Annotated in this window: 24 protein-coding genes and 1 tRNA gene; 10 read left to right on the top strand and 15 right to left on the bottom strand. The window is 47.6% G+C overall.

Annotated elements, in window-relative coordinates; translation table 11 throughout:
* Positions 1-145: 145 nt before the first annotated feature.
* From K0H59_RS15590 to rpsU, 5 genes are all read right to left on the bottom strand, one after another.
* Positions 146-222 (bottom strand) — tRNA-Ile (locus K0H59_RS15590).
* Between the two features lie 290 nt (positions 223-512).
* A complete protein-coding gene (rpoD, locus tag K0H59_RS15585) occupies positions 513-2,363 on the bottom strand; it encodes an RNA polymerase sigma factor RpoD (RefSeq protein ID WP_086903108.1) in 1,851 nt (616 codons plus the stop codon).
* A 135-nt stretch (positions 2,364-2,498) separates the two neighbouring features.
* Positions 2,499-4,223 (bottom strand): DNA primase, encoded by a 1,725-nt coding sequence (dnaG, locus tag K0H59_RS15580; RefSeq protein ID WP_220053637.1) that lies wholly within the window; start codon positions 4,221-4,223, stop codon positions 2,499-2,501.
* An 83-nt stretch (positions 4,224-4,306) separates the two neighbouring features.
* Positions 4,307-4,750, bottom strand: a complete 444-nt coding sequence (locus K0H59_RS15575; protein ID WP_011717923.1) for a GatB/YqeY domain-containing protein — start codon at positions 4,748-4,750, stop codon at positions 4,307-4,309.
* 6 nt (positions 4,751-4,756) lie between these two features.
* Complete coding sequence (gene rpsU, locus K0H59_RS15570) at positions 4,757-4,972, bottom strand: 30S ribosomal protein S21 (protein ID WP_006080725.1); 216 nt, start codon at positions 4,970-4,972, stop codon at positions 4,757-4,759.
* A gap of 214 nt (positions 4,973-5,186) precedes the next feature.
* On the opposite strand from rpsU, the gene tsaD reads away from it, so the two are divergent.
* Positions 5,187-6,203, top strand: a complete 1,017-nt coding sequence (tsaD, locus tag K0H59_RS15565; RefSeq protein ID WP_088210467.1) for a tRNA (adenosine(37)-N6)-threonylcarbamoyltransferase complex transferase subunit TsaD — start codon at positions 5,187-5,189, stop codon at positions 6,201-6,203.
* Between the two features lie 95 nt (positions 6,204-6,298).
* Here tsaD and plsY read toward each other — a convergent pair whose 3' ends face one another.
* Complete coding sequence (gene plsY / locus K0H59_RS15560; RefSeq protein WP_088210468.1) at positions 6,299-6,910, bottom strand: glycerol-3-phosphate 1-O-acyltransferase PlsY; 612 nt, start codon at positions 6,908-6,910, stop codon at positions 6,299-6,301.
* Positions 6,911-7,171: 261 nt separating this feature from the next.
* On the opposite strand from plsY, the gene folB reads away from it, so the two are divergent.
* From folB to K0H59_RS15540, 4 genes are all read left to right on the top strand, one after another.
* Entirely contained in the window at positions 7,172-7,522 is a 351-nt protein-coding gene (folB, locus tag K0H59_RS15555) for a dihydroneopterin aldolase (RefSeq protein WP_023266748.1), read from the top strand.
* 54 nt (positions 7,523-7,576) lie between these two features.
* The gene (gene folK, locus K0H59_RS15550; RefSeq protein ID WP_086903112.1) at positions 7,577-8,080 is read left to right on the top strand and encodes a 2-amino-4-hydroxy-6-hydroxymethyldihydropteridine diphosphokinase; all 504 of its coding nucleotides are present in this window, start codon (positions 7,577-7,579) and stop codon (positions 8,078-8,080) included.
* An 18-nt stretch (positions 8,081-8,098) separates the two neighbouring features.
* Positions 8,099-8,899 carry an undecaprenyl-diphosphate phosphatase gene (locus tag K0H59_RS15545; protein ID WP_011717919.1) on the top strand — a complete coding sequence of 267 codons (801 nt, stop codon included), beginning with the start codon at positions 8,099-8,101 and terminating at the stop codon, positions 8,897-8,899.
* Between the two features lie 85 nt (positions 8,900-8,984).
* The gene (locus K0H59_RS15540) at positions 8,985-9,824 is read left to right on the top strand and encodes a putative RNA methyltransferase (protein WP_220053636.1); all 840 of its coding nucleotides are present in this window, start codon (positions 8,985-8,987) and stop codon (positions 9,822-9,824) included.
* Positions 9,825-10,447: 623 nt separating this feature from the next.
* On the opposite strand, the gene K0H59_RS15535 is transcribed toward K0H59_RS15540, so the two are convergent.
* Entirely contained in the window at positions 10,448-10,714 is a 267-nt protein-coding gene (locus K0H59_RS15535; protein ID WP_011623648.1) for an Lpp/OprI family alanine-zipper lipoprotein, read from the bottom strand.
* A gap of 234 nt (positions 10,715-10,948) precedes the next feature.
* Positions 10,949-12,199, bottom strand: coding sequence for a multifunctional CCA addition/repair protein (locus tag K0H59_RS15530; RefSeq protein WP_220053635.1), 1,251 nt, complete (start codon positions 12,197-12,199; stop codon positions 10,949-10,951).
* Between the two features lie 173 nt (positions 12,200-12,372).
* Here K0H59_RS15530 and K0H59_RS15525 point away from each other — a divergent pair, with 173 nt between their 5' ends.
* Both K0H59_RS15525 and K0H59_RS15520 read left to right on the top strand, forming a co-directional pair.
* Positions 12,373-14,061 (top strand): ExeA family protein, encoded by a 1,689-nt coding sequence (locus K0H59_RS15525; protein WP_220053634.1) that lies wholly within the window; start codon positions 12,373-12,375, stop codon positions 14,059-14,061.
* The gene (locus tag K0H59_RS15520; RefSeq protein WP_220053633.1) at positions 14,061-15,164 is read left to right on the top strand and encodes a general secretion pathway protein GspB; all 1,104 of its coding nucleotides are present in this window, start codon (positions 14,061-14,063) and stop codon (positions 15,162-15,164) included. Before K0H59_RS15525 ends, K0H59_RS15520 begins: the two co-directional genes overlap by 1 nt.
* A gap of 63 nt (positions 15,165-15,227) precedes the next feature.
* On the opposite strand, the gene nhaD is transcribed toward K0H59_RS15520, so the two are convergent.
* Complete coding sequence (nhaD, locus tag K0H59_RS15515; protein ID WP_041412728.1) at positions 15,228-16,475, bottom strand: sodium:proton antiporter NhaD; 1,248 nt, start codon at positions 16,473-16,475, stop codon at positions 15,228-15,230.
* A 533-nt stretch (positions 16,476-17,008) separates the two neighbouring features.
* Between nhaD and K0H59_RS15510 the strand changes: the two genes are divergently transcribed.
* Positions 17,009-17,206, top strand: a complete 198-nt coding sequence (locus K0H59_RS15510) for a hypothetical protein (protein ID WP_011717913.1) — start codon at positions 17,009-17,011, stop codon at positions 17,204-17,206.
* 86 nt (positions 17,207-17,292) lie between these two features.
* Here K0H59_RS15510 and hemL read toward each other — a convergent pair whose 3' ends face one another.
* From hemL to K0H59_RS15495, 3 genes are all read right to left on the bottom strand, one after another.
* A complete protein-coding gene (hemL, locus tag K0H59_RS15505) occupies positions 17,293-18,585 on the bottom strand; it encodes a glutamate-1-semialdehyde 2,1-aminomutase (RefSeq protein WP_011717912.1) in 1,293 nt (430 codons plus the stop codon).
* A gap of 26 nt (positions 18,586-18,611) precedes the next feature.
* On the bottom strand, positions 18,612-19,631 hold the full coding sequence (locus K0H59_RS15500) for an aspartate carbamoyltransferase (RefSeq protein WP_011717911.1): 1,020 nt from the start codon (positions 19,629-19,631) through the stop codon (positions 18,612-18,614).
* Positions 19,632-19,822: 191 nt separating this feature from the next.
* Positions 19,823-21,547 carry a chloride channel protein gene (locus K0H59_RS15495; protein WP_011626912.1) on the bottom strand — a complete coding sequence of 575 codons (1,725 nt, stop codon included), beginning with the start codon at positions 21,545-21,547 and terminating at the stop codon, positions 19,823-19,825.
* A 74-nt stretch (positions 21,548-21,621) separates the two neighbouring features.
* Here K0H59_RS15495 and K0H59_RS15490 point away from each other — a divergent pair, with 74 nt between their 5' ends.
* Together K0H59_RS15490 and erpA are read left to right on the top strand one after the other, a co-directional pair.
* Positions 21,622-22,428, top strand: coding sequence for a DUF6776 family protein (locus tag K0H59_RS15490; protein WP_220053632.1), 807 nt, complete (start codon positions 21,622-21,624; stop codon positions 22,426-22,428).
* A complete protein-coding gene (gene erpA, locus K0H59_RS15485) occupies positions 22,421-22,771 on the top strand; it encodes an iron-sulfur cluster insertion protein ErpA (protein ID WP_011623639.1) in 351 nt (116 codons plus the stop codon). Before K0H59_RS15490 ends, erpA begins: the two co-directional genes overlap by 8 nt.
* A 126-nt stretch (positions 22,772-22,897) precedes the next feature.
* On the opposite strand, the gene K0H59_RS15480 is transcribed toward erpA, so the two are convergent.
* The 3 genes from K0H59_RS15480 to aqpZ all read right to left on the bottom strand — a co-directional run bounded on the left by K0H59_RS15480 (position 22,898) and on the right by aqpZ (position 24,604).
* Positions 22,898-23,353 carry a hypothetical protein gene (locus K0H59_RS15480; protein ID WP_086903120.1) on the bottom strand — a complete coding sequence of 152 codons (456 nt, stop codon included), beginning with the start codon at positions 23,351-23,353 and terminating at the stop codon, positions 22,898-22,900.
* Positions 23,354-23,372: 19 nt separating this feature from the next.
* A complete protein-coding gene (locus tag K0H59_RS15475; protein WP_011717908.1) occupies positions 23,373-23,753 on the bottom strand; it encodes a DUF2750 domain-containing protein in 381 nt (126 codons plus the stop codon).
* Between the two features lie 155 nt (positions 23,754-23,908).
* Positions 23,909-24,604 carry an aquaporin Z gene (gene aqpZ, locus K0H59_RS15470; RefSeq protein WP_023266760.1) on the bottom strand — a complete coding sequence of 232 codons (696 nt, stop codon included), beginning with the start codon at positions 24,602-24,604 and terminating at the stop codon, positions 23,909-23,911.
* Positions 24,605-25,105 lie beyond the last annotated feature (501 nt).

The following is a 25,105-nucleotide window of genomic DNA, read 5'->3' as shown; positions in this document are numbered from 1 at the left end:
TCTTATTTTAGCAATAGCCTAAAAGGGCAAATCGAAATCACGTTTGAATGGTTATTGGAAATGAAGTGGGTGGGGATGAGTGAATATCGACAGATGACAGACACAAAAAAGCCCATTATCAAATGGGCTTTTTTGTTGAATTGGGTGGTGGCCCCTCACGGACTTGAACCGTGGACCTAACGATTATGAGTCGTGTGCTCTAACCAACTGAGCTAAGGGGCCGACTAAAGGCAATCGTCATTACCTAAAGCGAGTGGCAGTATACTAAGCTTGTTTGCGCTTGTCACCCGTGTTTTTTGATGAAATTCACCGAATTGATTCAAGTGGTTATCTGTTAATCAACTGTGGTTTTTGCTTCTGGACTTCATATCGTCTGAATGGAGAAGTAATTTTTAACCATCTGATTTTGAAAGAGAGCTTAGCAATAGCTATTCAGGGGGAATTTTAGGGGATGTTAATGGGGGCAATAAAAAGCCCCGCTAGGCGGGGCTTAGAATCGATGCTTCGGTTGACTATTCGTCTAAGAACGACTTTAAGATTTCCGAACGTGAAGGGTGGCGCAGTTTACGCAGGGCTTTCGCCTCGATTTGACGGATACGCTCACGGGTTACGTCAAATTGTTTACCCACTTCTTCCAGCGTGTGGTCGGTATTCATATCGATACCAAAACGCATACGCAGTACTTTCGCTTCACGGGCCGTTAAGCCTGCTAATACCTCATGGGTGGCGCTCTTCAGGCTTTCGCTGGTGGCGCTGTCCAGTGGTAATTCGAGGGTGGTATCCTCGATAAAATCACCTAAATGCGAATCTTCATCGTCACCGATTGGGGTTTCCATGGAGATAGGTTCTTTAGCGATTTTCAGTACCTTACGGATCTTATCTTCCGGCATCATCATACGCTCTGCCAGTTCTTCAGGTGAGGGTTCACGACCCATTTCCTGCAGCATTTGACGAGAGATACGGTTCAACTTGTTGATGGTTTCGATCATATGTACTGGAATACGGATCGTACGGGCTTGGTCCGCGATTGAGCGGGTGATTGCCTGACGGATCCACCAAGTCGCATAGGTTGAGAACTTGTAACCACGACGGTATTCGAACTTATCAACAGCCTTCATCAGACCGATGTTACCTTCTTGGATAAGATCCAAGAATTGCAGACCACGGTTGGTGTATTTCTTCGCGATAGAAATTACCAGACGTAAGTTTGCTTCAACCATTTCTTTCTTCGCACGGCGAGCCTTGGCTTCACCGATTGACATACGACGGTTGATATCTTTAATGGCGGCAATCACTAAGCCGGTTTCTTCTTCGATGGCGGCCAGCTTGCTACGGCAACGCTGTACGTCTTCTTCAACCATTCTTAAGCCTTCGGCATAAGGCTTGTTTGAGTTCTTTTCTGCATCGAACCAATCGAGATTGGTTTCGTTACCGGTGAAGAATTTAACAAAGTTCTTCTTCGGCATTTTGGCCTGTTCGACACAGAGCTTCATCAGTAGACGCTCTTGAACGCGCACGCGATCCATCATAGAGCGCATGCTTTTCACTAAGCGGTCGAATTGCTTAGGTACAAGGCGGAACTCTTTGAAAATCTCACCGATTTCAAACAGTGCTTGAATCGATTCTGGGTGTTCACGACCTTTGGCATCGATGATCTTAAGCGCGTTTTCGTAGGCGGTTCTTAATTGGCTAAAGCGTTCACGCGCTTCTTCAGGATCGGGACCCTTGTTGCCATCGTCATCGCCTTCGCCATCACCGTCTTCGTCTTCGTCGTCTTCATCGTCATCTTCATCATCGAGATCTTCTTCCGATAATTCAGAACCGATATGAGTCGCGGTTGGACCTAGGTCTTCTTCGTCCGGGTTAACAAATCCAGAGATAATATCAGACAGGCGCAGTTCGTCGGCTTCGTACTGGTCGTACTGCTCAAGGATCATGGCGATCGCTTGTGGGTATTCGGCGACAGAGCTTTGAACTGTGTTGATGCCTTCTTCGATGCGTTTGGCGATAACGATTTCGCCTTCACGGGTCAGCAGTTCAACGGTACCCATTTCGCGCATGTACATACGCACTGGGTCTGTGGTGCGGCCTAGCTCACTTTCTACGGTGGCAAGGGCGGCTGCGGCTTCTTCCGCTGCATCTTCGTCTGTGTTGTCTTCCGACATCATCATGTCATCGGCATCTGGTGCTTCTTCGAACACCCGAATACCCATGTCATTTATCATCTGGATAATATCTTCGATCTGGTCAGAATCGACCATGTCTGCAGGTAAGTGATCGTTCACTTCTGCATAGGTTAAGTAACCTTGCTCTTTACCTTTGGCAAGCAACAGCTTGAGTTGCGACTGCGGAGTATGATCCATAGATATCATCCAAGTTGGGAAACTGTTACAACGACGGACAGTTAGCTTGTGCTAAGTGCCGCGCAAATCGTCAATTATAGCCATGTGCACTTACCTGTGCTAGTCACTGGGATACTGATTGAGGACATTTTTGCCTCAGTTTAGTCCTTTCATGACTGAGATCAGCTTCTGCAGCTGGATCTTCTCTTCCTTAGTATGGGTCTGTTTTAGACTCAATTCCTGATATCGTTGTTCAATATATTGATTGTTCAACCAAACCAGGGTCTGTTTAAACTTTTCGAGCAGGTTTTCATCCGCCACTTGATGGTCCCATTGGGCTAATTTATGCAGCGTCCCGCTGTGGGGGCTGTCTCTGAATTGCTCAAGTAGTTGTGCGCTGTTTAACCTATGCTCTCGTGTTAATTCCAACAGCAATGGCAGCAAGTCGATGCCTGGCATTTGCAGATGGTTTAATGCTGGTTGTGGGGATAACCCCACTCCCAGCTCGGGATGCTGTACTAACAAGGCGATGGCAAGTCGCAATGGTGTACCGCGTCCTTTGAGTCCCGTTGATGCTGTGGGCTTAGTTTGTTTGACACTAAAACCCAGTTTTTTCTTCATATCGTCTGAGCTGTTCATGCCTAACTTGTGAGCTAAGTTCTCAAGCAGTAGGTTTTGCAGCACAGTATCTTGAATTTTTTCAATTAGGCCAAAGGCTTGTTTGGCTAAGTTACCTTTATCGGTACCAAATTTTGTCGCTAATGTATCAAACAAAAATTCGGGCAGGGTGATGGCACTTTCCATCATTTGCTCGAAGGCGTCTTTACCTATCTTACGAACCATTGAATCCGGATCTTCAGATTGGGGTAAAAACATAAAACGCACTTTGTCCCCAGGTTTGAGTAGGGGTAAAGCGGTTTCTAAGGCGCGCCAGGCGGCCTCATTACCGGCTCTATCGCCGTCATAACAACAAATCACTTCCTTAGCACTACGCAGCAACAATTGGAATTGTTCAGCCGTCGTCGAGGTGCCAAGGGAGGCGACCGCGTAATCCACGCCATATTGGGCGAGGGCGACCACATCCATATAGCCTTCGACAATCAGTACCTTATCGGGATCGCGATGACGTTGTTTTAGCTCGTATAGTCCGTAGAGTTCATTGCCCTTATGAAATATGGGCGTTTCTGGCGAATTCAAGTACTTGGGAGTGCCATCTCCCAATACTCTGCCACCAAATCCAATCACACGACCACGGCGGTCGCGAATAGGAAACATCAGGCGGTCACGGAATCTGTCGTATCTTTTACCGCTGTCATTGCTGATCAGCATGCCTGCGGTCAGGAGTTTATCCTGTGCATCTTGACTGTGTCGGTAGCGGCTTAATAAGCCATCCCAACCGTCGGGCGCAAAACCAATCCCAAAATGCTCAACAATATCATCAGATAATCCGCGATAGACGAGGTAGTCGATGACTTTTTGTTTGTCTTGGTGTTGTCTTAACTGAGTTTGAAAAAAGCGGCTCGCTTCTTCCATTAATTGGTATAGATCACGGCTTAGGCCATCGTCTTGGCGTTTACCCGAGCCTTGTTCCCTTGGGACTTCTAAGCCCAGTTGTCCGGCAAGATCTTCTATGGCATCGACAAAGTCGAGTCTGTCGTACTCCATCACAAAATCGATGGCGTTGCCGTGGGCACCGCAGCCAAAACAATGATAAAACTGCTTATCGCGGCTAACGGTAAACGAAGGTGATTTTTCGCTATGAAAAGGACAACAGGCCGAGTAGTTTTTACCCGCCTTTTTCAAGGGCACCTTGCGGTCGATAAGCTCGACAATGTCGGTGCGAGCGATTAGCTCATTGATAAAATCACGAGGTATTGCCATTGAGTGCTTAAAATCTCGCCTTGCGCGAATTTAAACAAACAAGCCGCGCATAGGCACGGCTTGTTCATACATTGAAACGCTAATTATTGCAATTTTGCACGGATCATAGCGCCGATAGCGCCCATGTCTGCACGTCCTTGAACTTTAGGTTTTAATGCTCCCATTACTTTGCCCATATCCGCCATGGAGGATGCGCCTATTTCAGCAATAGCGGCATCGATGAACGCGGCAATTTCCGCCTCAGAGAGGGGAGTCGGCAGGAAAGTTTCAATAACTTGAATCTCTTCTGCTTCTGCTGCGGCCAACTCGCTACGACCCGCTGCTTCATATTGAGCAATCGAATCGCGACGTTGTTTCACCATTTTGGTTAAGACAGCTATAACCTGCTCATCATTCAGGGTTTCGCGGGTATCCACTTCAATCTGTTTGATGGCTGCAAGTGCCATACGAATAGTACTCAATCTCGCCTTCTCTTTGGCGATCATGGCCTGTTTCATATGGTCTTTTAGCTGATCAATTAGGCTCATAAGAGATTAGTATAAACGTACGCGACGTGCGTTTTCGCGAGAAAGCTTTTTAGCTAAACGTTTAACTGCAGCTGCTTTAGCGCGCTTACGTGCAGTAGTTGGCTTCTCGTAGAATTCACGAGCACGCACGTCAGCTAAAATACCAGCTTTTTCACAAGAGCGCTTGAAACGACGCAGAGCTACGTCGAATGGTTCGTTTTCACGTACTTTAATAATTGGCATACGCCATCACCCCTTAGGTGTAGGTTGTGTGGTTCAATTGCTTGAACCAAGTGTATTTAAAATGGTGCGGAATTTTATACCGAGACAACTAGGCTTGTAAAGCCCTAATCCTGTGTGGCGGGGTTGGCCTCGGGAATGTGATGATCGGCGACTGGAGTAATTGTCATCATACAGGTAGAATTAGCGCCCTTTGGTAATTTGGATATGAGGCACCATGCGGGTTCTAGGTATTGAGACATCTTGTGACGAGACAGGTATTGCCGTCTATGACGATAAGCAGGGGTTACTTTCCCATGCTTTATATAGTCAGGTTAAGTTGCATGCGGATTATGGTGGGGTTGTGCCTGAACTGGCTTCCCGCGACCATGTGCGCAAAATTGTCCCGCTGATCCGCCAAGCGTTGAAAAATGCCAATACCGAGATTGCCGATTTAGATGGGATTGCCTACACCAAAGGCCCTGGCCTTATCGGTGCTTTATTAGTGGGCGCTTGTGTTGGCCGCTCACTTGCCTTTGCTTGGAATAAACCCGCCATCGGTGTGCACCATATGGAAGGGCATCTGCTGGCGCCAATGCTGGAAGACGATGCGCCTGAGTTTCCCTTTGTGGCACTGTTAGTGTCTGGCGGCCACTCCATGTTAGTGAAGGTTGATGGTATCGGCCTTTATGAAGTCTTAGGTGAGTCGGTCGATGACGCCGCCGGTGAAGCCTTCGATAAAACCGCTAAGTTGATGGGGCTGGATTATCCTGGCGGTCCACGGCTTGCGAAACTGGCCGCCAAAGGCGAGCCAGCAGGTTATCAATTTCCGCGGCCAATGACCGACAGACCCGGACTCGATTTTAGTTTCTCTGGCCTGAAAACCTTTACCGCCAATACCATTGCCGCTGAGCCCGATGATGATCAAACCCGCGCGAACATCGCCCGCGCCTTTGAAGAAGCGGTCGTCGATACGCTCGCGATTAAATGTCGCCGCGCGTTAAAACAAACAGGCTATAACCGTTTAGTGATAGCAGGTGGCGTGAGTGCCAATACGCGCCTACGGGAAACCTTGGCCGAGATGATGACCTCTATCGGTGGCCGAGTTTATTATCCTCGTGGTGAATTCTGTACTGACAATGGTGCCATGATCGCCTTTGCTGGCCTGCAGCGTTTAAGGGCGGGGCAACAGGAAGACTTAGCGGTCAAAGGTCAACCTAGATGGCCGCTCGATACCTTACCGCCTGTTGCATGAGTTATCGCAGGCTAAGTCAGCAGAATAAAAAAACAGCGCATGATGCGCTGTTTTTTTTATTGTTTTCTTGGATGAGTCACTATGACGTTGCGTGACTAAGGTGCTTTAGGACGCTTTTTACGTGACACCTTAGACTCTTCACCTTTCAGTAACCGCTGAATATTTTCTTTATGGCGGATGATAATCAGCGTTGAGAGCATAGCGACGGGGATCGTAAATCTGTCATCCAGCCACCAAGTATAAAGTGGTGCCAGCAGGGCGGTAATAATTGCCGCGAGTGAAGAGTAGCGGCTGATCAGGACTAAGACGACCCAAGAAGCCATTAAGCAGATGGCTAAGTCATCGCCAATCGGTGCCATAGCACCAAAAGCGGTCGCTACGCCTTTGCCACCTTTAAAACCAAAAAATACCGGATAGATATGGCCAAGGCAGGCGGCGATTGCGATCAAACCGAGGGAAATGGCGTCGATTCCCATTAAATAGGCAAGATAAGTGGGTAAGGCGCCCTTAAGCATATCGAAAAATAACACCATGGCAGCCGAGCTTGCGCCGCCAATGCGCAGCACGTTGGTGGCTCCGGGGTTGCCTGAGCCTTGCAATCTGGGGTCGGGTAGGCCTCTCATCCTACACACTAGCACAGCACTTGAGACAGAACCGGCTAAATAGGCGGCCACAATCATCAAAAGTGTCAGTGTTAATTGACTCACATTGGTTTCCTTACACGTCTTAAGGTATTATCGCGCCACAATTAAACAGCCTCTTGGCAAGCATTCAGTCATAAGCGATAGCGATAACGCGACTTATCAAGTTGCGATAGTTTCTGAACGAACAAATCCATTTGGGCGTTATCCTACTTCGGATTGGTCCGAGTAGAAAGTAAATTAGTCGTTCCATCGAACGGCGGATTATACAGACACTATCGCGTTTAGCTTATCAGACCTCATTGGCATGAGTTAGTAGGAATTAGTATGGATAAAGTGCTTATTCGACAATTACGTATTGATACTGTGATTGGCGTCTATGAATGGGAAAAGAAAATCCAGCAGAGCCTGTTTTTGGATCTCGACATGGCTTGGGACAATAAAGCCGCCGCGGCAAGCGACGACTATCAATACGCGCTCTGCTATGAGACGGTTTCGAACCGCCTGACTCAGCTCGTCACCGAAAAGCCCATCGAGTTAATCGAAACCGTTGCCGAGCGAGTGGCCGAATGTGTGCTCAACGAGTTTAAGGTCAATTGGGTGAAAGTCGTGGTGATGAAACCCGGTGCCGTGCCTTCGGCTGCTGCAGTTGGGGTTGAGATTGAACGCTCACGCTAATCGTTACTGTAGATTCGGGTTTTAGCTTAGTAGGCAGGCGGTTCGGATATGGGTATGGCACGTATATACATTAGTTTAGGCAGTAATATAGAACCTTCTCGCTATCTGAAGGCGGGCTTGCAGTCATTACGAGAGCACTTTGGTCCACTGCAGCTTTCCTCTATGTATGAGAGTGAAGCCGTAGGGTTTGATGGCACTAACTTTTTAAACATGGTGGCCTGTGCACAAACGAGCCTGAATATTGCTGAGGTAGTTGCGCAGTTTAAGCAAATCGAGCAAAATCACGGCCGGTTGGTGGGGGCCAAAAAGTTTAGTCCAAGAACCTTAGATATTGACCTATTGCTTTACGATGATGTCGTTTGTCAGACCCCTGTGGTACTGCCCCGCGCCGAAATTGTCACTAATGCTTTTGTGCTTTGGCCTTTAGCGGAAATCGCCCCCAATTTGGTTCACCCATTGCAGCAGAAAACCTATGCCGTAATGTGGGATGAATATGATAAAGCGTCGCAAAAGCTGTGGCCAGTAGCCTTTGAATGGCCTCATGGGCTCACTTTTTAATTGATTGATAGGATTGTCATGGATACGTTTCAGGTAATTATTTTAGCGTTAATTCAAGGATTAACAGAGTTCCTCCCCATTTCAAGTTCGGCGCACCTTATCCTACCCGCACAGCTTTTAGGCTGGGAAGACCAAGGCTTATCCTTCGATGTTGCCGTGAACACGGGCTCATTATTCGCCGTGGTGATTTATTTTCGCAATGAACTCTGGGCCATGTTCAAGGCCTGGATTGCCAGCATGGTGAAAGGTCAGCATTCCGATGACAGTAAGTTAGCCTGGTGGATCATTCTTGCCACTTTACCCGCAGTGTTTTTTGGCTTTATGGCCAAAGACTTTATCGAAACCCATCTGCGCAGCGCTGGCGTGATCGCTGTGACGACTGTGGTATTTGGTTTACTGCTCTGGTGGGCAGATAAGATGTCGCGCCGTGACTTAACGGTTTATCAAACGGGTTGGCGCAAGGCGTTATTAATTGGTTTTGCTCAGGCGCTGGCGTTAATCCCTGGTACTTCACGCTCGGGCGCGACGATGACGGCCGCACTGATGTTAGGTCTTAGCCGCGATGCCGCTGCGCGTTTCTCGTTCTTGATGTCTGTGCCTGTCAGTTTGGGCGCGGCGATTTTAGTGGGTAAAGATTTGGCTGAAAGCCCGCTTCCCATTGATTATCAAGCACTGACACTTGGCACTGTGATTTCATTTGTGGCCGCCTATCTGTGTATTCACTATTTCTTAAAAATCATCAGCCGTATGGGTATGACGCCATTTGTGATTTATCGCCTTATCCTCGGTGCTGTGTTATGTGGATTTATCTTCCTATAATACAGGGGCGTCATGGCTAAAAAATCGGGTCTAGTACCCGATTTTTGTGTTTTTAGGCGCGGATTTTTCGTTAACGGAGTAAGTTATGGGCCTTCAATTTCAATGTCCTACCTGTGGTTCGGCACTGATGCAGCATCAGGCATCCCAAGGTTTTTACTGTGCGAACAAGCACCATTTTGATAAAAACGAAGCGGGTTATTGGATTTTTACTAAACCAGCACGACAAAAGCCGACTGGCGACTCTCGTCAGCAAGTGCGGGCAAAGCGCTTCTTGCTTGAGTCGGGGATTTTTTCACCTTTAGTTGAAAAAATGGCGGCGATGCTCGCCCCCCATCTCAAAGTGGATGATTGCCTATTGGACTACGAGTGCGCTGACGGCTTCTATTTGCGTGCTTTAGCTTCTGCGCTACCTAATCTCACAAACGAGCTAAACGTCCAGTACAGCGGCGTAGCGGACGCAGAAAATACTATTTTTGCTGCGGCCAAAGCGCAAACCCCTGCAACACTGTGCTTAAGCACCTCAAAAGTGCTGCCTTTTGCCGACAATTGCATTGACCTTATCACTGTGGTCGATAAGCCGTTGAAGGGGAAGGAATGCGTTCGAGTACTGAAAGAACATGGCTTGATATTACAGGTGATCCCGGGTGCGCGGCATTTGTGGCAAATCAGGGAGTGTATTTATCCGGAACTGGCTGAAAAAACTCCCCAAATTAATTTGCCTTCGGGATTAATTGTCAAAGAGCAGCAGCGATTGCAATTTAGTTTGTCTGTCACGGGTGAACAAGCGCTGGTCTTGTTGGATATGACACCCTATGCGTGGCGCGCCTCTGAACAAGTCAAACACCTTATTCGGACGAAAGCCTTCGATGTGCTGGAAATTGATTTTGTTTTGGTCTTAGCGCAAAAGTCTTTAATTGAGTCCTAACTGGCCAAAATACAAAATTAAATAGGATGTTTTTTAGTCTATTCATTAGCTTAGGGAATGCGTTTCTGGGTGCTTGAATAGGGCGAATTGCGCAAGTCTATGATACTAATCGAGCTTTTTATGTTGTTTTAATGTAAATGCGAAACGGCGTCCCTTAAACTTTATCTTTATTACGCTTTTGTCTCTCACAATTATTACCCTTTTATTGCCTTTGTTTCCCTAATAGCCTCAGTTTGTCGCGTTGCAGTTTCTTTAAAATGCTAGCGATAACACTGGGGCAAAAATAAAGTTTTAAGTAAAAAGATTCATCGGGATTAACAAAACTTCAAATCTCAGTTTATGGATGAGATTAAAACTCAAATCCGCTTAAAACAAATGTGTGGTTCACTTCTGTGTTGAATAGACAATGCCATCAAGTCGAATGAGTTTTAAAGAGATGGTGAGTGTAAAGGGCTAAAGAGACGAGAAAGTGCAGGCTTAAATGAGAGAGGGGGATTAAAGATAAGATTGGTGCTTGGATTAACTGAGGCCATAAAAAAAGGCTTGGATGGATGTGCTATTCGCTTTCATCTCTCTCAAGCCTTTTATGCTAACCTGCTGAATTACAGGTTAATTACTTATCATTACTTCTTGTAACGAGAAGCAACGTTGTCTAGACGGTCGTTAGCGCGCTTAGCTTCTGCTTGTGCGTCCATAGCTGCTGCTTTAGCATCTTTAACGTCTGCAGACAGTTTGCTTTGCTCTGATTTCAGAGAGCTAACATCAGCTGACAATTGATCAACTTTGTTGCCCAGAGTTGCAACGCTTTCTTCCAGAGCAGTAGTGTTTGCACAACCACCTAGTAGGGCAGTCATTGCTAAACCAGCAATCATCAGTACTTTTTTGTTCATTGTAAAAAATCCCTTAAAATAGGTTGGATTTGAATGTTTCGTCACTTTGGAATCGAAACTGCCTAATTATGACATAGCTATTTTAATTTGCTACGAATATTAATGCGTTTAACCACTATAGACATATAAATTTTTTTTAAAAGCGTTTTTTCACGGTTATATCGGCCTTTTTCATCGAAAAATGGCACTGTATTTACCAGAAAGTGTGGTCGCATTTACAAAAATATTACAATTTTATGGCGTTTGTTTGGCTTGGGATTGCTGCCAGTTGAGTTTCACTTGCTTAACGACCTCTATCCGCTTCGAATTGAGCGCCTGTTTTATCTGTGCACCTTGAAAACCTGCCGCAATAATAGCCTTCACATCGACCGTATTGGCGGCTAAAAAACAAGCAAAAAGATAATCGCCTTGTGGATAGGCGTGATGCTCGAATCCGGTTCGGCCACGCATATCGGCGAGACAGGCTAATAGAAGTTGCTTCAGCCGTTCTGGTTTACGCCAAAAATCGGCTTTATCGAAGAGTTTGATGATGGTTTCGCTTCTTAACTCAAAAGCTTGGTGCACATTCTGATGTTGATCGCTCACCAAGAGCGCTAGATCGCGATACTCGTTGGGGATCCGCAAGCGTTCACACAGACTTTTAATGACGGGCAAGCCTTTTTGTCCATGACCATGGTGTTTAGGCCAATGCTCTTTAGGGCTTAATGCTTTACCCAAGTCATGCACTAGGGCGGCAAAACGCACGGCTTTTTCCTCTGTCAGAGCGGTGGCTTGGGCTAACACCAACATAGTGTGCAAACCTGTGTCTATCTCCGGGTGCCATTTTTCCGGTTGCGGCACACCAAAAAGCGCCTCAATCTCAGGGAAAAGAATATTCAAGGCGCCGCATTGGCGTAGCACCTCGAAAAAAACTTCTGGGTGAGGGCCGCCAAGGCTCTTATCGACTTCTTGCCAGACGCGCTCAGGCGTCAGCGCTGTTAACTCCTCGGTTTGGCTCATGTGCTGCATTAACGCCATAGTTTCAGCGGCAATCTCGAAACCTAAGTCATGAAAACGTGCGGCAAAGCGGGCCACCCTTAATACTCGCAGTGGATCTTCAGCAAAGGCGGCCGACACATGTCGCAGCTGACGCGCGTTGATATCTGCGATGCCATGGTAGGGATCGTACAAGTTACCCGCCTCATCTTGGGCGATGGCATTAATGGTTAAATCGCGTCTCAGCAAGTCTTGCTCTAGGGTGACATCCGGACTGGCATAACAGCTAAAGCCGCCATAGCCGAGACCGACTTTGCGCTCCGTTCGCGCTAAGGCATATTCTTGTTGGGTTTTAGGGTGTAAAAAGACCGGGAAGTCTTTACCCACTTGGCGATAGCCTAACTGCTGCATCTGCTCTGGAGTGGCGCCGACAACCATAAAATCTTTATCTTTTATTGGGAGATTGAGCAGGCTGTCTCGTACAGCGCCGCCCACTAAATAAATTTTCACAGGAATATTTTGCTAGTGTGTCATAAAGCTAGCTTAACATGATGAGGCGATGGCGAGGCGAATTTGGATGCAGATATTTATTGGGATGTCACATCCATGTTGCGGATGTTTTGACAATATCCCTGGGACGTTTTAACGTGGGGCGTTATTTTTAGCTTAGGATGATTGGTGGTATGTACAAGGCCTTTTATGGACTCAGTGATAACCCTTTTTCGATTGCACCCAATCCCCATTATTTATTTTTGAGTGACAGGCACAGAGAGGCCTTAGCCCATTTGACCTATGGACTGGGAGAAACTGGGGGCTTTGTGTTGTTGACGGGGGAGGTCGGCACGGGGAAGACGACAGTATCTCGTTGTTTGCTTGGGCAATTACCCGATCATACCGATACGGCTTTTATCTTAAATCCTTCGCTGACGGAGTTGGAATTACTCGCCACACTCTGTGATGAATTAAAGATCAGCTATGGTGAAAACCCGACTCTTAAACAACTCACAGACCATCTGAGTCGTTTCTTACTGGCCAATCATGAGAAAGGCCGCAATACCGTACTGATCATCGATGAGGCGCAGCATCTACGCGCCGAAGTATTAGAGCAGTTAAGGCTGCTCACGAATCTCGAGACTGACACGAAAAAATTGCTGCAGGTGATCTTAATTGGTCAGCCCGAGCTACAATTGCTGCTTAAACGGCAAGAGCTTAGACAGTTAGCCCAGCGTATCACCGCTCGTTATCATCTATTGCCTCTTAATGAAGATGAAATTGCACTCTATGTGTTGCACCGTTTGCAGGTGGCGGGTCGTTTTGAACCGCTATTTACCCGTAAAGCGATTAAAGTGCTGCACAAATACAGCGGCGGCATTCCGCGGTTAATTAACTTGCTGTGTGAACGCGCTTTGATGGCGGGTTATGCACAATCTAAGGTACCAATCGATCACCATATGGTGAGACAAGCGGCGGCCGAGGTACTCGGGGAAGAAGAACCACAGCCAAATAAACTCTTGTGGCCGAGTGCTATCGCGGCGGCATTGATTGTGGCTTTCGGGGTGTCTTATTGGTTATTTACCGAAAGTCCAGCGGTTGCCAATGTGGCCAACTCGTCTGTGACACAAGCGAGCCAAGCGACACCAGAAGTGACTCAAGCATCGATTCAAGATAAGAGTATTCAGCCTGAGCAAACACTGGCTGCAACCCAGAGTGCGCCAGTGGCTAGCGAGCCGCAAACGCTCGCGGCGCCTGATCCGAGTGTGCGGGTGTTGCAGGAGGCTATTAAACAAAGCCGCAGTATCGATACCGCCTTTGCAGGCCTCTTTAATGTGTGGGGGAAAGTCCCCTTTAAAGGCCTAACCGCGTGCCAGTCGGCGCTAGAACAAGGGCTTTCCTGCTATCAACAGCAGGGCAATTGGATGTCGCTCACAAGGCTCAATTATCCCGCGGTTGTGTATTTAGTGGATGATAATCAACAAGATTTTTATGGCGCCGTGATAGCTATCGATGCTGACCAACTCTTAATGCAGTTGGGCGAGCAGCAGCTTTGGGTCGATAGGGCCTGGTTCAATCAACATTTTAGCGGCACCTTTGAGATCCTCTGGCAGGCGCCTAATTTACCTATGCTGGAAATCAGCCAGAAATCGAGCCCTGGACAATTACAATGGCTTGAAAACGCCCTTGCCCATGTAGCGAACCGACCTTCGCGCCGAGTGTCTCAATTCGATCTGAAATTAGAGAACGATCTGAAAGCATTCCAAAGCCAACATGGTTTAAAGGCCGACGGTATTGCAGGTAATCAAACCTTAGTGAGACTGAATTTGTATTTAAGTGATCAGGGACCGCGCCTCACCGATAAGGGAGCGCAGAGTTAATGTCCATTTTACTCGATGCGGTAACCCGTAATAAGCAGCAACAAACCTCGCCCTTACCGGATGCGGTATTAACGCCAAGGGCAAGTTATCCTACGGCGCGTAAACCGGCATTCCCCGTGGCCAAATTATCCTTACTCGCCGTTGCTGTGGCGCTGGGTGTAGGTGTGGCGTGGGGCGTGGCGAATTGGCAACAGCAAAATGCGATGCCGATAGTAAATGCGGCGCCTAGCAGTAGTATCAATCCAAGCATGGCTGATAGAAAGGTTGAAAACACGCCGCAGACAGCCTCCGCCGTGCAGCAATCTGCCGAAGGTGTTCGCGCCTCATCAGGTGCCGTTACTAACGCTGCGTTGCAAACTGGTGGAGCAGGGCAAACCTCAGCAGAATCATCAGGGTTTCGATTAGCGGGCAAAGTGGCACTGCCAAGGGAGCAGGTATTAAATGAAGCGCCAGCAAACGTGCAGCCTTATCAGAACCCCAACATGAGTTCGACTCCGGCTGCTACGGCATCCGCTTCAGCCAGCGCGGATCCGAGCTACGATGACTATCTGGCGACGTCTGCCGCCTTAGATGAAACGACTAGAAGGCAGCAACCCTTTGTCGAAAACGTTGCGCCACAGGATACGAGCGAGTCAGAGCCTATTATGCTGGGCGCTAATGCTAATCGTCAGGGCTTAGCGACACTCGAGGCACTGCGTGAGCAAGTTAATGCAGCGGCGGCCGATGTGGGCTTAGAAACGGCGCAGAGCCGCAAAGAAGATGAGTTAGTCGCGAATTTTCAGGATGCGCTCAAGGATGTGGAATATGTGAAAGCGGCTAAGACGCCGGTAACAGAGCCCAAGCTTGATCCTATTCCTAAGGTCGAAAACGACGATATTCCTAAATATGGGCAACTGCCCGCAGGGTTACAGCTTCAAGTTCCTGAATTTAATATTGTTGCCCACGTTTATTCGACGGATGCGAGTCAGCGTTGGTTGAATGTTGATGGCGCAGAGTTACAGGAAGGCGACCAGATAGGGGGCAAGTTAAAGATTATTGCGATTCGCCCGCGGGATGTAGTGCTCGAAATTCAAGGCACGCAGTTTAGGGTGCCTGCGATTTAACTTGTTATATTACAAACAAAAAAGGCGCCGATAGGCGCCTTTTTTATCGCTTAAAATCAAAACTTAAGCGAAGAAGTTGTAAGCCAAGAATAAGGTCAGGGCGTAACCCACGCTATAGCATAGGAACAGGGCTGGCACATATTTCAGGTAGCTTACGAAAGTCAGCTCTTTTACTTTGCTCATGGCGACGATACCCGCAGCCGAACCAATCACTAATAGTGAACCACCCACGCCCACACTGTAGGTTAAGCCTAACCATTCTGGGGTGTTGAGTACTGGCTCTGCTTTAAGCAGCGCAGCCGTCAATGGCACGTTATCGATAAGGGCTGAACCCATACCTGTAACGAAGTTAGAGATGTTTGGATTAAACAGGCTGTAAGCTTCGGTCAGCATATCTAAGGTGCCGATTTCTTTAAGCATACCAACCAGCAGTAAAATCCCTAGGAAGAACAACAGAGTGTCGTATTCGACTTGGCGAATATATTCGAGGATCTTGATTTCTTCTTTATCACTGCGGGTGGTGTGGCCGATAAGGAACATAATCGACAGACCGGTTAGGAAGGTCAGTACTGGTGGAATACCGAAGAGAATGTTCAGCAGCATGGTCATCAGAATCGTGCAGAAGAACACTAAGGCAATTAGCAGATCCACGGTTTGATAGCTGTGCTTAATTGGGGTGGTGGACACCACGCCTTCAGCCTTCAATGAGAACAGCGTTGCCAGTAAAATCACACTCACGGCTGATGGGATAAACAGCATTAACAGTTCGGAGATGTGTACGTGGCCGCCTAAGAAGATCATCAGGGTGGTAACGTCACCGGTGATCAGGGCGACACCGCCAGAGTTCACGGCGAAAATAATCAACACCGCCATTCTGCGGCGCATTTGCTTTTCGAGCTTAAAGGTCGTTAACAAGCCTAAAGATACTAAGGTCGCGGTGACGTTATCACAGAAAGCCGACAGGATAAGCGCGAATAAGGCCACTTGGATCATTAACAAACGTACAGAAACCTTCTGCGGGAACAGCTTCTGCACCATGATTTGGATCATACCTTTGGCGTTAAGATAGGCCACAAAGGTCATTGTCGACATCAAAAACAGCCACAGGGTGGCAATTTCGAGCAAGTTTTCATTGAGTTGATGGGCAACCAATTTCTCATGGTTGGCGTCTCCGGCAGCCATAAACAGTGCTACCCAGGAAATACAGCCAAAGAATAAGGTGGTTTTTGCTTTATTAAGGTGGGTGACTTCTTCGAAAATAATACTGAGCAATGCAAGCACCGCCAGTATGATCAGAAAGGTATATAACATAACTGCAATTCCAACTGCTGTTTTAATGTCGTGGCAAGCCAAAGGCGAGCTATTGAATGGCATTATCAAGGCTAAATTAAGCTTGCCGTGTTAATGCGTGCGGATCAGAACATAATGGGGTGAATAACGCAACTGTTAGCTGTAACTCGGTTTTGCGTCATTTTGTGATATTGGTCTCAATGGAAATGGTTTGATTTTAGCGTTAAACACTATTTATCTTTCAATGTGTAGTTTTTTATCTTGTTTGGTTGAGATTGCCAAAGGACTGTAAAGTAAGATCTACGATTAAAGTCTAATCAGTTATTTTGCCGATCCCGCAATTAATTTTTCTTTATGCAGGAAATATTGCACGAAAATGCAGTCACAGAGGCGAAGGATCGGATTTTGTGCTGTTTACGGTGCTGAGTGCGGGATTCTTTAGCTGTGTCACAAAAATGACCAAGTCAAAATATTGACTGGATAGAAAGTGAGCTGTATCTTGTGCCACTTTAGTAGTTAAGACACTGGATGTTGTATCTTAAGGATAACGCAAAATGACATTTGTGCTCCGCAGTCTGATGTTATTAGGCTCATTAGTGTGGTTAACATATAGTGGCAAGCAGCTGATCGCATTAGGAATATTACATAATCCTAGCCTGATGGTTGACCATATTACTTTGACTTTACAGGTCTTAGTCGCGGCGGTGGTATTTAAATCGGCTTTAGGCTCTAAACGATCCGATAGCTATTGATGGAGTCAGGCTCACGCAATAGCCAGTCCAAACGCCAAGCAATAAAAAGGGACGCAAATGCGTCCCTTAGTGTTTTAAGCTATCGCTTACATTGCCGCTTTCATACGACCTAATACACGGTCAGCCGCTTCTAGCGTGAGGCGCAGTTCTTCTTCGCCATGGGCCATCGACAGGAAGCCTGCTTCATAGGCGCTCGGTGCTAAGTAAACCCCTTCATCTAACATGCCGTGATAGAAAGTGCGGAAGTGTTCGATATTGCACTTAGTCACTTGGTCGAAGCGCGTGATCTGCTCTTGCTCGGTAAAGAAGAAGCCGAACATGCCACCGACATAGTTGATGGCCATTGGAATACCGTGTTTGTCGGCCGCCGCTTTAAAGCCTTCGGCGATACGTTTGGTTTTCGCGCTTAGCGCTTCGTATAGACCTTCTTCACACAGGGCTTCCATTTGCGCTAGACCCGCTGACATCGCAATGGGGTTACCTGACAGGGTACCCGCTTGGTACACAGGACCCGTTGGAGCGATAAACTGCATCACTTCTTTACGACCGCCAAATGCACCCACAGGCATGCCGCCGCCGATGACTTTACCCAGTGTGGTTAAGTCAGGAGTAACGCCATAGTGGCCTTGAGCGCCGCTTCTTGATACTCGGAAACCAGTCATCACTTCGTCGATGATGAGCAGCGCACCAAACTCATCACACATAGCACGCAGACCTTCGAGGAAGCCTGGGATAGGCGGGATACAGTTCATGTTGCCTGCGACAGGCTCGATGATGATACAAGAGATTTCAGTCGGATATTGCTCGAACAGGCTACGAACTGAATCGAGATCGTTATACACAGCGGTTAAGGTGTGCTTGGCGAAATCTTCAGGGATACCTGGAGAGCTTGGTTGGCCTAAGGTCAAAGCACCAGAACCTGCTTTAACTAATAGGCAGTCAGCGTGACCATGGTAGCAGCCTTCAAACTTTAAGATCTTGTCACGATTGGTAAAACCGCGCGCTAAACGAATCGCACTCATAGTGGCTTCTGTGCCTGAGCTCACCATACGTACTTGTTCGATAGAAGGCACCATGGCGATGACTTTCTCAGCCATTTGCACTTCAAGCTCGGTTGGTGCACCAAAAGACAGACCATTGTGCACCGCAGCTAATACGGCTTCACGGATCTTTGGATGGTTGTGGCCTAAAATCATCGGGCCCCATGAGCCAACATAGTCGATATAAGCTTTGCCATCGGCATCGTAAATATAAGCGCCATCAGCTTTTTCAATAAACAGCGGCGAACCACCTACACCGTTAAATGCACGAACCGGAGAGTTAACACCGCCGGGGATGGTTTTTTTAGCCTGTTCAAATAGCGCTTCGGAACGGGTCATGTTAAGTCCTTAAAGTAAGTAGCCGATTAGCGATCGGCTTTACGTGAATACCAATTAACGGGACACTCATATTTTTCGAGTTGCGAGTCAACCCCGAGTGTCAATGCAAACAGTGCCATACGAATTAGCAGTCCATTGTCCGCCTGTCTGAAGATAGCGAGATTAGGATGGCTGTTCAAATCATTATCTAACTCATTAGCTTGCGCACGCGAATCCCGTGGCAGCGGGTGCATGATCACAGTGTTAGATTTGCAATGTTGGGTATAAATACTGCGATTCAAACGGAATTTACCGCGGTATTTGTTCGCTTCTTCCTGGGATGGGAAGCGCTCTTCTTGAATGCGGGTCAGATAAAGTATGTCGGCTTTATCTAAGTGGCCTTCAAGCTGGTCTGTTATTTTGATGCTATGGCCAGCATTTTCAATGTCGGAGATCACATAGTCAGGCATTGCTAATTCAGTTGGCGAAATCAGTGTGAAGCTGATGTTCTTATACATGCACAGTAGGCGCGACAGAGAATGAACGGTACGACCAAATTTTAAGTCGCCGACCATGGCGATATGCATGCCATCGATACCGCGGCCAGCATGGCCTAACTCTTTTTGAATGGTGAACAAATCGAGCAGGGCTTGGGTCGGGTGCTCGTTCGAACCATCACCACCGTTGATTACAGGCACGCGGCTACCTTCAGCAAACTCTTTCACCGAATAAGAGTCGGGGTGGCGCATCGCAATCACATCGGAATAGGTCGAGAGTACACGTGCGGTATCGTACAGTGACTCGCCCTTAGATAAGGACGAAGAGGCCATGCCAGTGGTTTCACGCACATGGCCGCCGAGTAAGTTAAAGGCACAGCCAAAACTCACGCGGGTACGGGTACTAGGCTCGAAAAACAGGTTACCTAAAATGGCGCCTTCGAGCACCTTAGTGCGCTTCTCACGAAGTGCATAGGGCATCATACGATGGGCAACATTAAAAATAGTTTGGATTGAATCAAGATCTAACTGGTTTACGGAGAGGATATGAGATCCTTCGAACTGGTTCATCAGCCTGTTTTCCAATTGCTAGGGGGCGTTAAAGTGCAATGTCGCGCTTTGTGCCCTGATGTATATGTAGGGTGGCTGAGGCGCGATTGTAACAGATGCACTGGGGCAGCGAAATAGTCGCCGCGCCCTCGTATAGATTTTTTAAGCAGCTAATACAGGATTTTGTGAATCTAAGCTCATCTTTACAGGGCTTAGACTTGGCCGGAGCGAATTTCCTGTTGTAGGTTCGACCAACTGACTACTCCCACCACATTGTCTGGGGTGTCTTGGTAGATAAATACCTCACCGCTGCGCTTGGGCGACAACAAGTTATACACCTCATCGAGGGTTTTAGTGTCACTCAAGCCCTGCATCGGATGGCGCGAGAGGGTGATGTTGTCATCGTAGGATTGCATCTCGAGGCTGAGCATTTCAATCACCCCATCGGCGTTACGCACTAACACTGGGCGACCTTCGGCGCGTTTTAACACTTCGAGCAGCAGCTCGTCGTTGTTGTTGACGATAACAAAACGCTTATCCATCAGGGCGCGCACGCCTTTTTTCTGTAGCGCTAGATTTACCGGGGCGACTTTATAGCCTAAGCCCATAATCTCTAACTGCTTGAAGAAAATAGAGTTGGTTTTAAACCCTTGATATGCAATCAAGAAGGCGGGAATGGTCACAAACATCGCTGGCAGAATGATACTGGCATCGTTGGTCATTTCGAGCAGCGCCACTAGGGCGGCGAGCGGCGCACTGAGACAAACCCCCATCATCGCTGTCATGCCGATAACCGTATAGAGACCAACGTAAGGCGCAATCGAAGGGAATAGAATGGCGCTAACTAAAGCTAAGATGGCACCGATCAAGGCGCCAATGCCGTAGAGCGGACCAATCAAGCCGCCCGGGATCCCAAGTCCGATTGCCGCTATGGTGGCGATAATCTTGGCCGCAAGCAGGGCGATGAGTAGTAATAAACTAGGATGCTCGCTAATGGCTTCACTGATGGCCAAATCCCCAGTGCCGAGGGCTTGGGGCAAGATTAAGCCAATCAGTGTAGTGATACTGCCCGCCAGTAATAGCCGATAAATCAGTGGCCAGTTTTGCCCTGTGGCGGTGACTTTAAGGAGCGCGTAGTTGAAGAAGGCGGCGGCGCAGCCCAGTGCAATGCCGCCCAAGGCTAAAATGGGATAATGATCCAATGGAATATGGATCACCTGAATACGGTCAAACTCGTGCACATTACCAAAAACCAGCTGGCTGGAAACTGCGCCACAAATCGCGGACAGCATAATGGGGAAGAAGTAATGCACCTTGTATTCGCGCACTATCACTTCGAGTACAAATATCACTGCCGCGAGCGGGGCGTTAAAGGTGGCGGCAATCCCTGCGGCGATGCCGCTGGCGCACATTATCCGCACACTATTGTCGGGAAGATTAAATTTTTCGGCCAAAACACTGGCACTTACTGCGCCAAGGTGAATGGCGGGGCCTTCGCGGCCCACCGAGAAATTGGTGCCTAAGGCAAACAGGGCTTGAAAAAATTGCCCTGCGGCAGACTGCAGTGGAATTTTGCCATAGTGCAATTTAACCCTATGTAATACATAGGCAATCCCCATACGCTTGTAACGTTTGGAGCCGAGTTTAGCAACAATCCAGATCAACAAGGCACCAAAAAGTGGCAACAGGGCTCGCCAGTCGGCGATGTTACCCGTAAAATCCAGCGTCTCGATTTGGGTGTAATGGTTCGCCCACAGGAGCAAGAGTCGAAACAACAGGATCACGCAGGAGGCGAAGATGGCGAATAGCAAGGCCAGTAAGCACAACTGCGCACTGATCTTGGCTTGGGATAAATGATCACGCAGCTCGTTAGTTAAGTACTTTTTAGCTGTGCTGATGGCGTCTTGAATCGCGGCTTTATTTATCGTTAATTGCACTGCATTGGCCTGAGTTGTATTGTATCGAACTCGTTCTTGAGTTGATTGTATTTTATATAAGGGGCTGTTACCTAATGCCAAATTATCATCGTTGGCTAGATCGGCTGCAAGTCATGGATCTAAAGTATCGTCCATCGACCAAGTATTTATTGTCGTTAGTCTTAGTGGCATTTCTGTTAGGCGCTTGGGTGAGCTTTATTGTGCTCAACAGTGACGAGCCCGTCGTAAAGCATATTGGCGGCGGTAAGCTGCAACGTGTTACCGCCGAACTTGAGACACAAACCCAGGAACTCGCGACCCGCAATTTAGAATTATCTGTCGAGCGCGAAGCCAATGCGCAAATGCAAGATATGTTTGCACAGCAGATGAAGAAACAAAAAGAGCTAGAGCACGAATTAGCCTTTTATCGCAGTATTATGTCGCCGGATGACAATGCCGAAGGGGTGGCCATTCACGGCTTAGAAATGACGCCGGGCGTCCTAGCAGATGAGTATAATTTCAAGTTGATTTTAACTCAGCTGCAAAAACGTAAGCAGGCGATTCAAGGTCGTACCGAAATCACCCTCATTGGGGTGCAAGACGGAAAATCCGTTGAGTTAAGTGTGAACAAACTCACGGGTTCTAAGCTCGAGTTTGATTTTCGCTATTTTCAGGTCATAGATACCAAAGTTACTGTGCCTGCAGGGTTTAATGTGGTGCAGGTCAAAGTCAAAGTGGTGGTGCCTTCGAGCCGCTGGACCAAAAATTCGCAGACAGAACATGTCTATAGTGTCCCTGAGCTTTTACAGGGTGAAAAAGAACCGCGGGTAATACTTGAACAAAATAGTCAGGTAACGGATAATTTGCCCCAGAAAACTGATGTAAGAGGTAGTAATGACTGATCAAGCTGACGCAGCAATGCCTATCAAATTTACCGATGCGGCAGCCGCTAAGGTAAAAGGCTTGTTGGAAGAAGAGCAAAATCCTGCACTTAAACTACGTGTGTACGTGACGGGTGGTGGTTGTTCTGGATTTCAGTACGGCTTTACCTTTGATGAAAAGGTCAACGAAGGCGACTTCACCGTTGAGAAGCAAGGCGTCCAATTGGTCGTCGATCCCATGAGCTTACAATACCTCGTTGGCGGTGAAGTGGATTACACTTCTGGTCTCGAAGGTTCGCGTTTCTTTGTGAAGAACCCGAATGCGACTACTACTTGTGGTTGTGGCGCAAGTTTCTCTGTGTAAGTTTGTTCTACGAATGTAGTGAACTGATATAGAAGATAAAAAAGCCGTCGAGATGACGGCTTTTTTGTTGGTCTTTCCTGTGTTGCTAGTATTGGCAAAGCAAGGCGTAGGCGCGTTGCTTTGGAGTTAATTCATAATATTAAGATTAAGCTTAGGTTTAAACCAAGCCTTCACTTTCTTATCGAATGCCACCCACACCTGCAATAAAGATAAGACAATCAACACGATAAAAATCACGTAATCGGGTAGCTTTTCTTGCCATTCGCCAAGATGCACTGTGGTTGGCCCAGCGACTAGGTTGTCAGGATCATAAAGGATCACAGGTAACATGCTGACTAGCGCCAATTGCACTAAGGTGTAACCCCTTAACATAATCAACCCAGCCTTTTGGCGACCGATAATCCCGAGCACCATCAATAGGGTTAACAGGCAGAAAAGTACCCCTTGTTTGGCAATTAAGCCGCTTACCGATGCTGCGACATAGAGTAGCAGCAAGGCAATTAAGCGTTTAGGTAAACGGGCTTTAGCCAAGGGCGGCGTAGCCTGTGTTGCCAAAGAGGATTCTTGCTCGTTCAGCGACATTGTGGTTTGCCCTTATGGATTAGTGGCTTTGTTTAGTGACTAAACGTTGATCTAATTCATAGGGTGGAATGACCACACCTAAGTCATCTTGCACAGGGAATACGGCAACGAACAGATCGTCTTCTTCCATGCCAGGCACCCATCTTTCATGCCATTCATCATAGGGAATCGCTAAGGTTTGGCAGTCACTCCAGTCATCGACTGCCCATGACTCGGCCGCTTCTTCGGTTGGCCACATTGGGATGCAATCTTCATCTTCTGTGGTCAGCATGACGCAACCATCTTGGTCCTGTAGCGTCCATAACACTTTGTGTTGTTTAACTTGTTCAACGAGGTAATCGTAACGACCTTCTGGAGTCATGCCAGCGGCTTCTGCAAAGGTTTTAACAGTCTTGCTCATGAAAATATCTCTTATGCGTGAATAGGGCGAAGCCTGTTGTGCCACTCATGTATAGCGTCAGCACAGCAAAACTCACCAGTTGGCAAGATGGTAACATTAGAGCGGGGTTTGAAAAAGCACAACAGCGCCGCGAAGGCGCTGTTGCTAGCGGGGAATTACTCTGCAGCGTTGAAATAACGGTAAATCACACCAGCGAGAATAGCACCTACGATAGGAGCAACCCAGAAAATCCACAGTTGTGATACGGCCCAATCGCCGACAAACAGCGCAGGGCCAGTACTGCGGGCCGGATTGACCGAGGTGTTTGATACGGGAATGCTGATCAGGTGAATAAGGGTTAAACATAGACCAATCGCAATCGGCGCAAAGCCTTTAGGTGCGCGCTCATCGGTCGCCCCTAAAATCACCAATAAGAAGAACAAGGTCATCACGATTTCGCAGATCAACACCGACATCATGCTGTAACCGCCGGGGGAATGTTCGCCAAAGCCGTTAGAAGCAAAGCCCGCCGCGAGACTAAAGCCTTCTTGCCCTGAGGCGATTGCGTACAATACACCCGCGCCGACAATACCACCCGCCACTTGGGCAATGATATAAGGCAGCAGTTCCGATGCCGGAAAACGTCCGCCAGCCCAGAGTCCAAAGGATACCGCTGGGTTTAAGTGGCAACCTGAAATATGACCAATAGCAAACGCCATGGTCAGAACCGTTAAACCAAAGGCTAACGCCACCCCGAGTAAGCCTATGCCGACTTCTGGAAAGGCTGCCGCCAGCACAGCGCTGCCGCAGCCGCCGAGAACGAGCCATAGAGTGCCCAAAAATTCTGCCGCCATTTTTTGTGACATATTCATTGATTGATTTCCTATTCAGTCGATTTATGCGGACATACGCTTCGCGTTCTTTGCATAAACCTTTGTTTATCTTGCTGGTTAAGTCGAGCTAGATAAATAACCATTCCCTTAATTGATATGTTTGCGCGCCCAGAGTGTGCAGGCACGAGTTGGCCTTCACAGTGAGTCAGTTGTGTATTTACTGCTTAGTTAACAATCACTTTAGCGAGTTTAGATGACACAACTGTGATCAAGCATAGATGGGTTTTTATATTGTGCATTTTTGAACGACTGTCATTGGTGCTATTTAAAGCATTTTTAGGCATCGTCTCTGCTGTTTTGTTACGTCTTATCGTGCCTATGTTCGGTAACAATGCAGTAGAACACTAACTGCTACACCAAGATTTTTAGCATTTTCAATAGTCGATTTATTCTCTTTGTTTATCTGTAATGTATTGAAAATAAATGAATAGATATTTAATAGATATAAAACGGGGAAAGAAACGAGGGACAGATGATTGC

Source organism: Shewanella sp. FJAT-51649, from assembly GCF_019457435.1.
Lineage (GTDB): Bacteria > Pseudomonadota > Gammaproteobacteria > Enterobacterales > Shewanellaceae > Shewanella > Shewanella mangrovisoli.
This window is presented reverse-complemented; position numbering and strand designations above follow the sequence as displayed.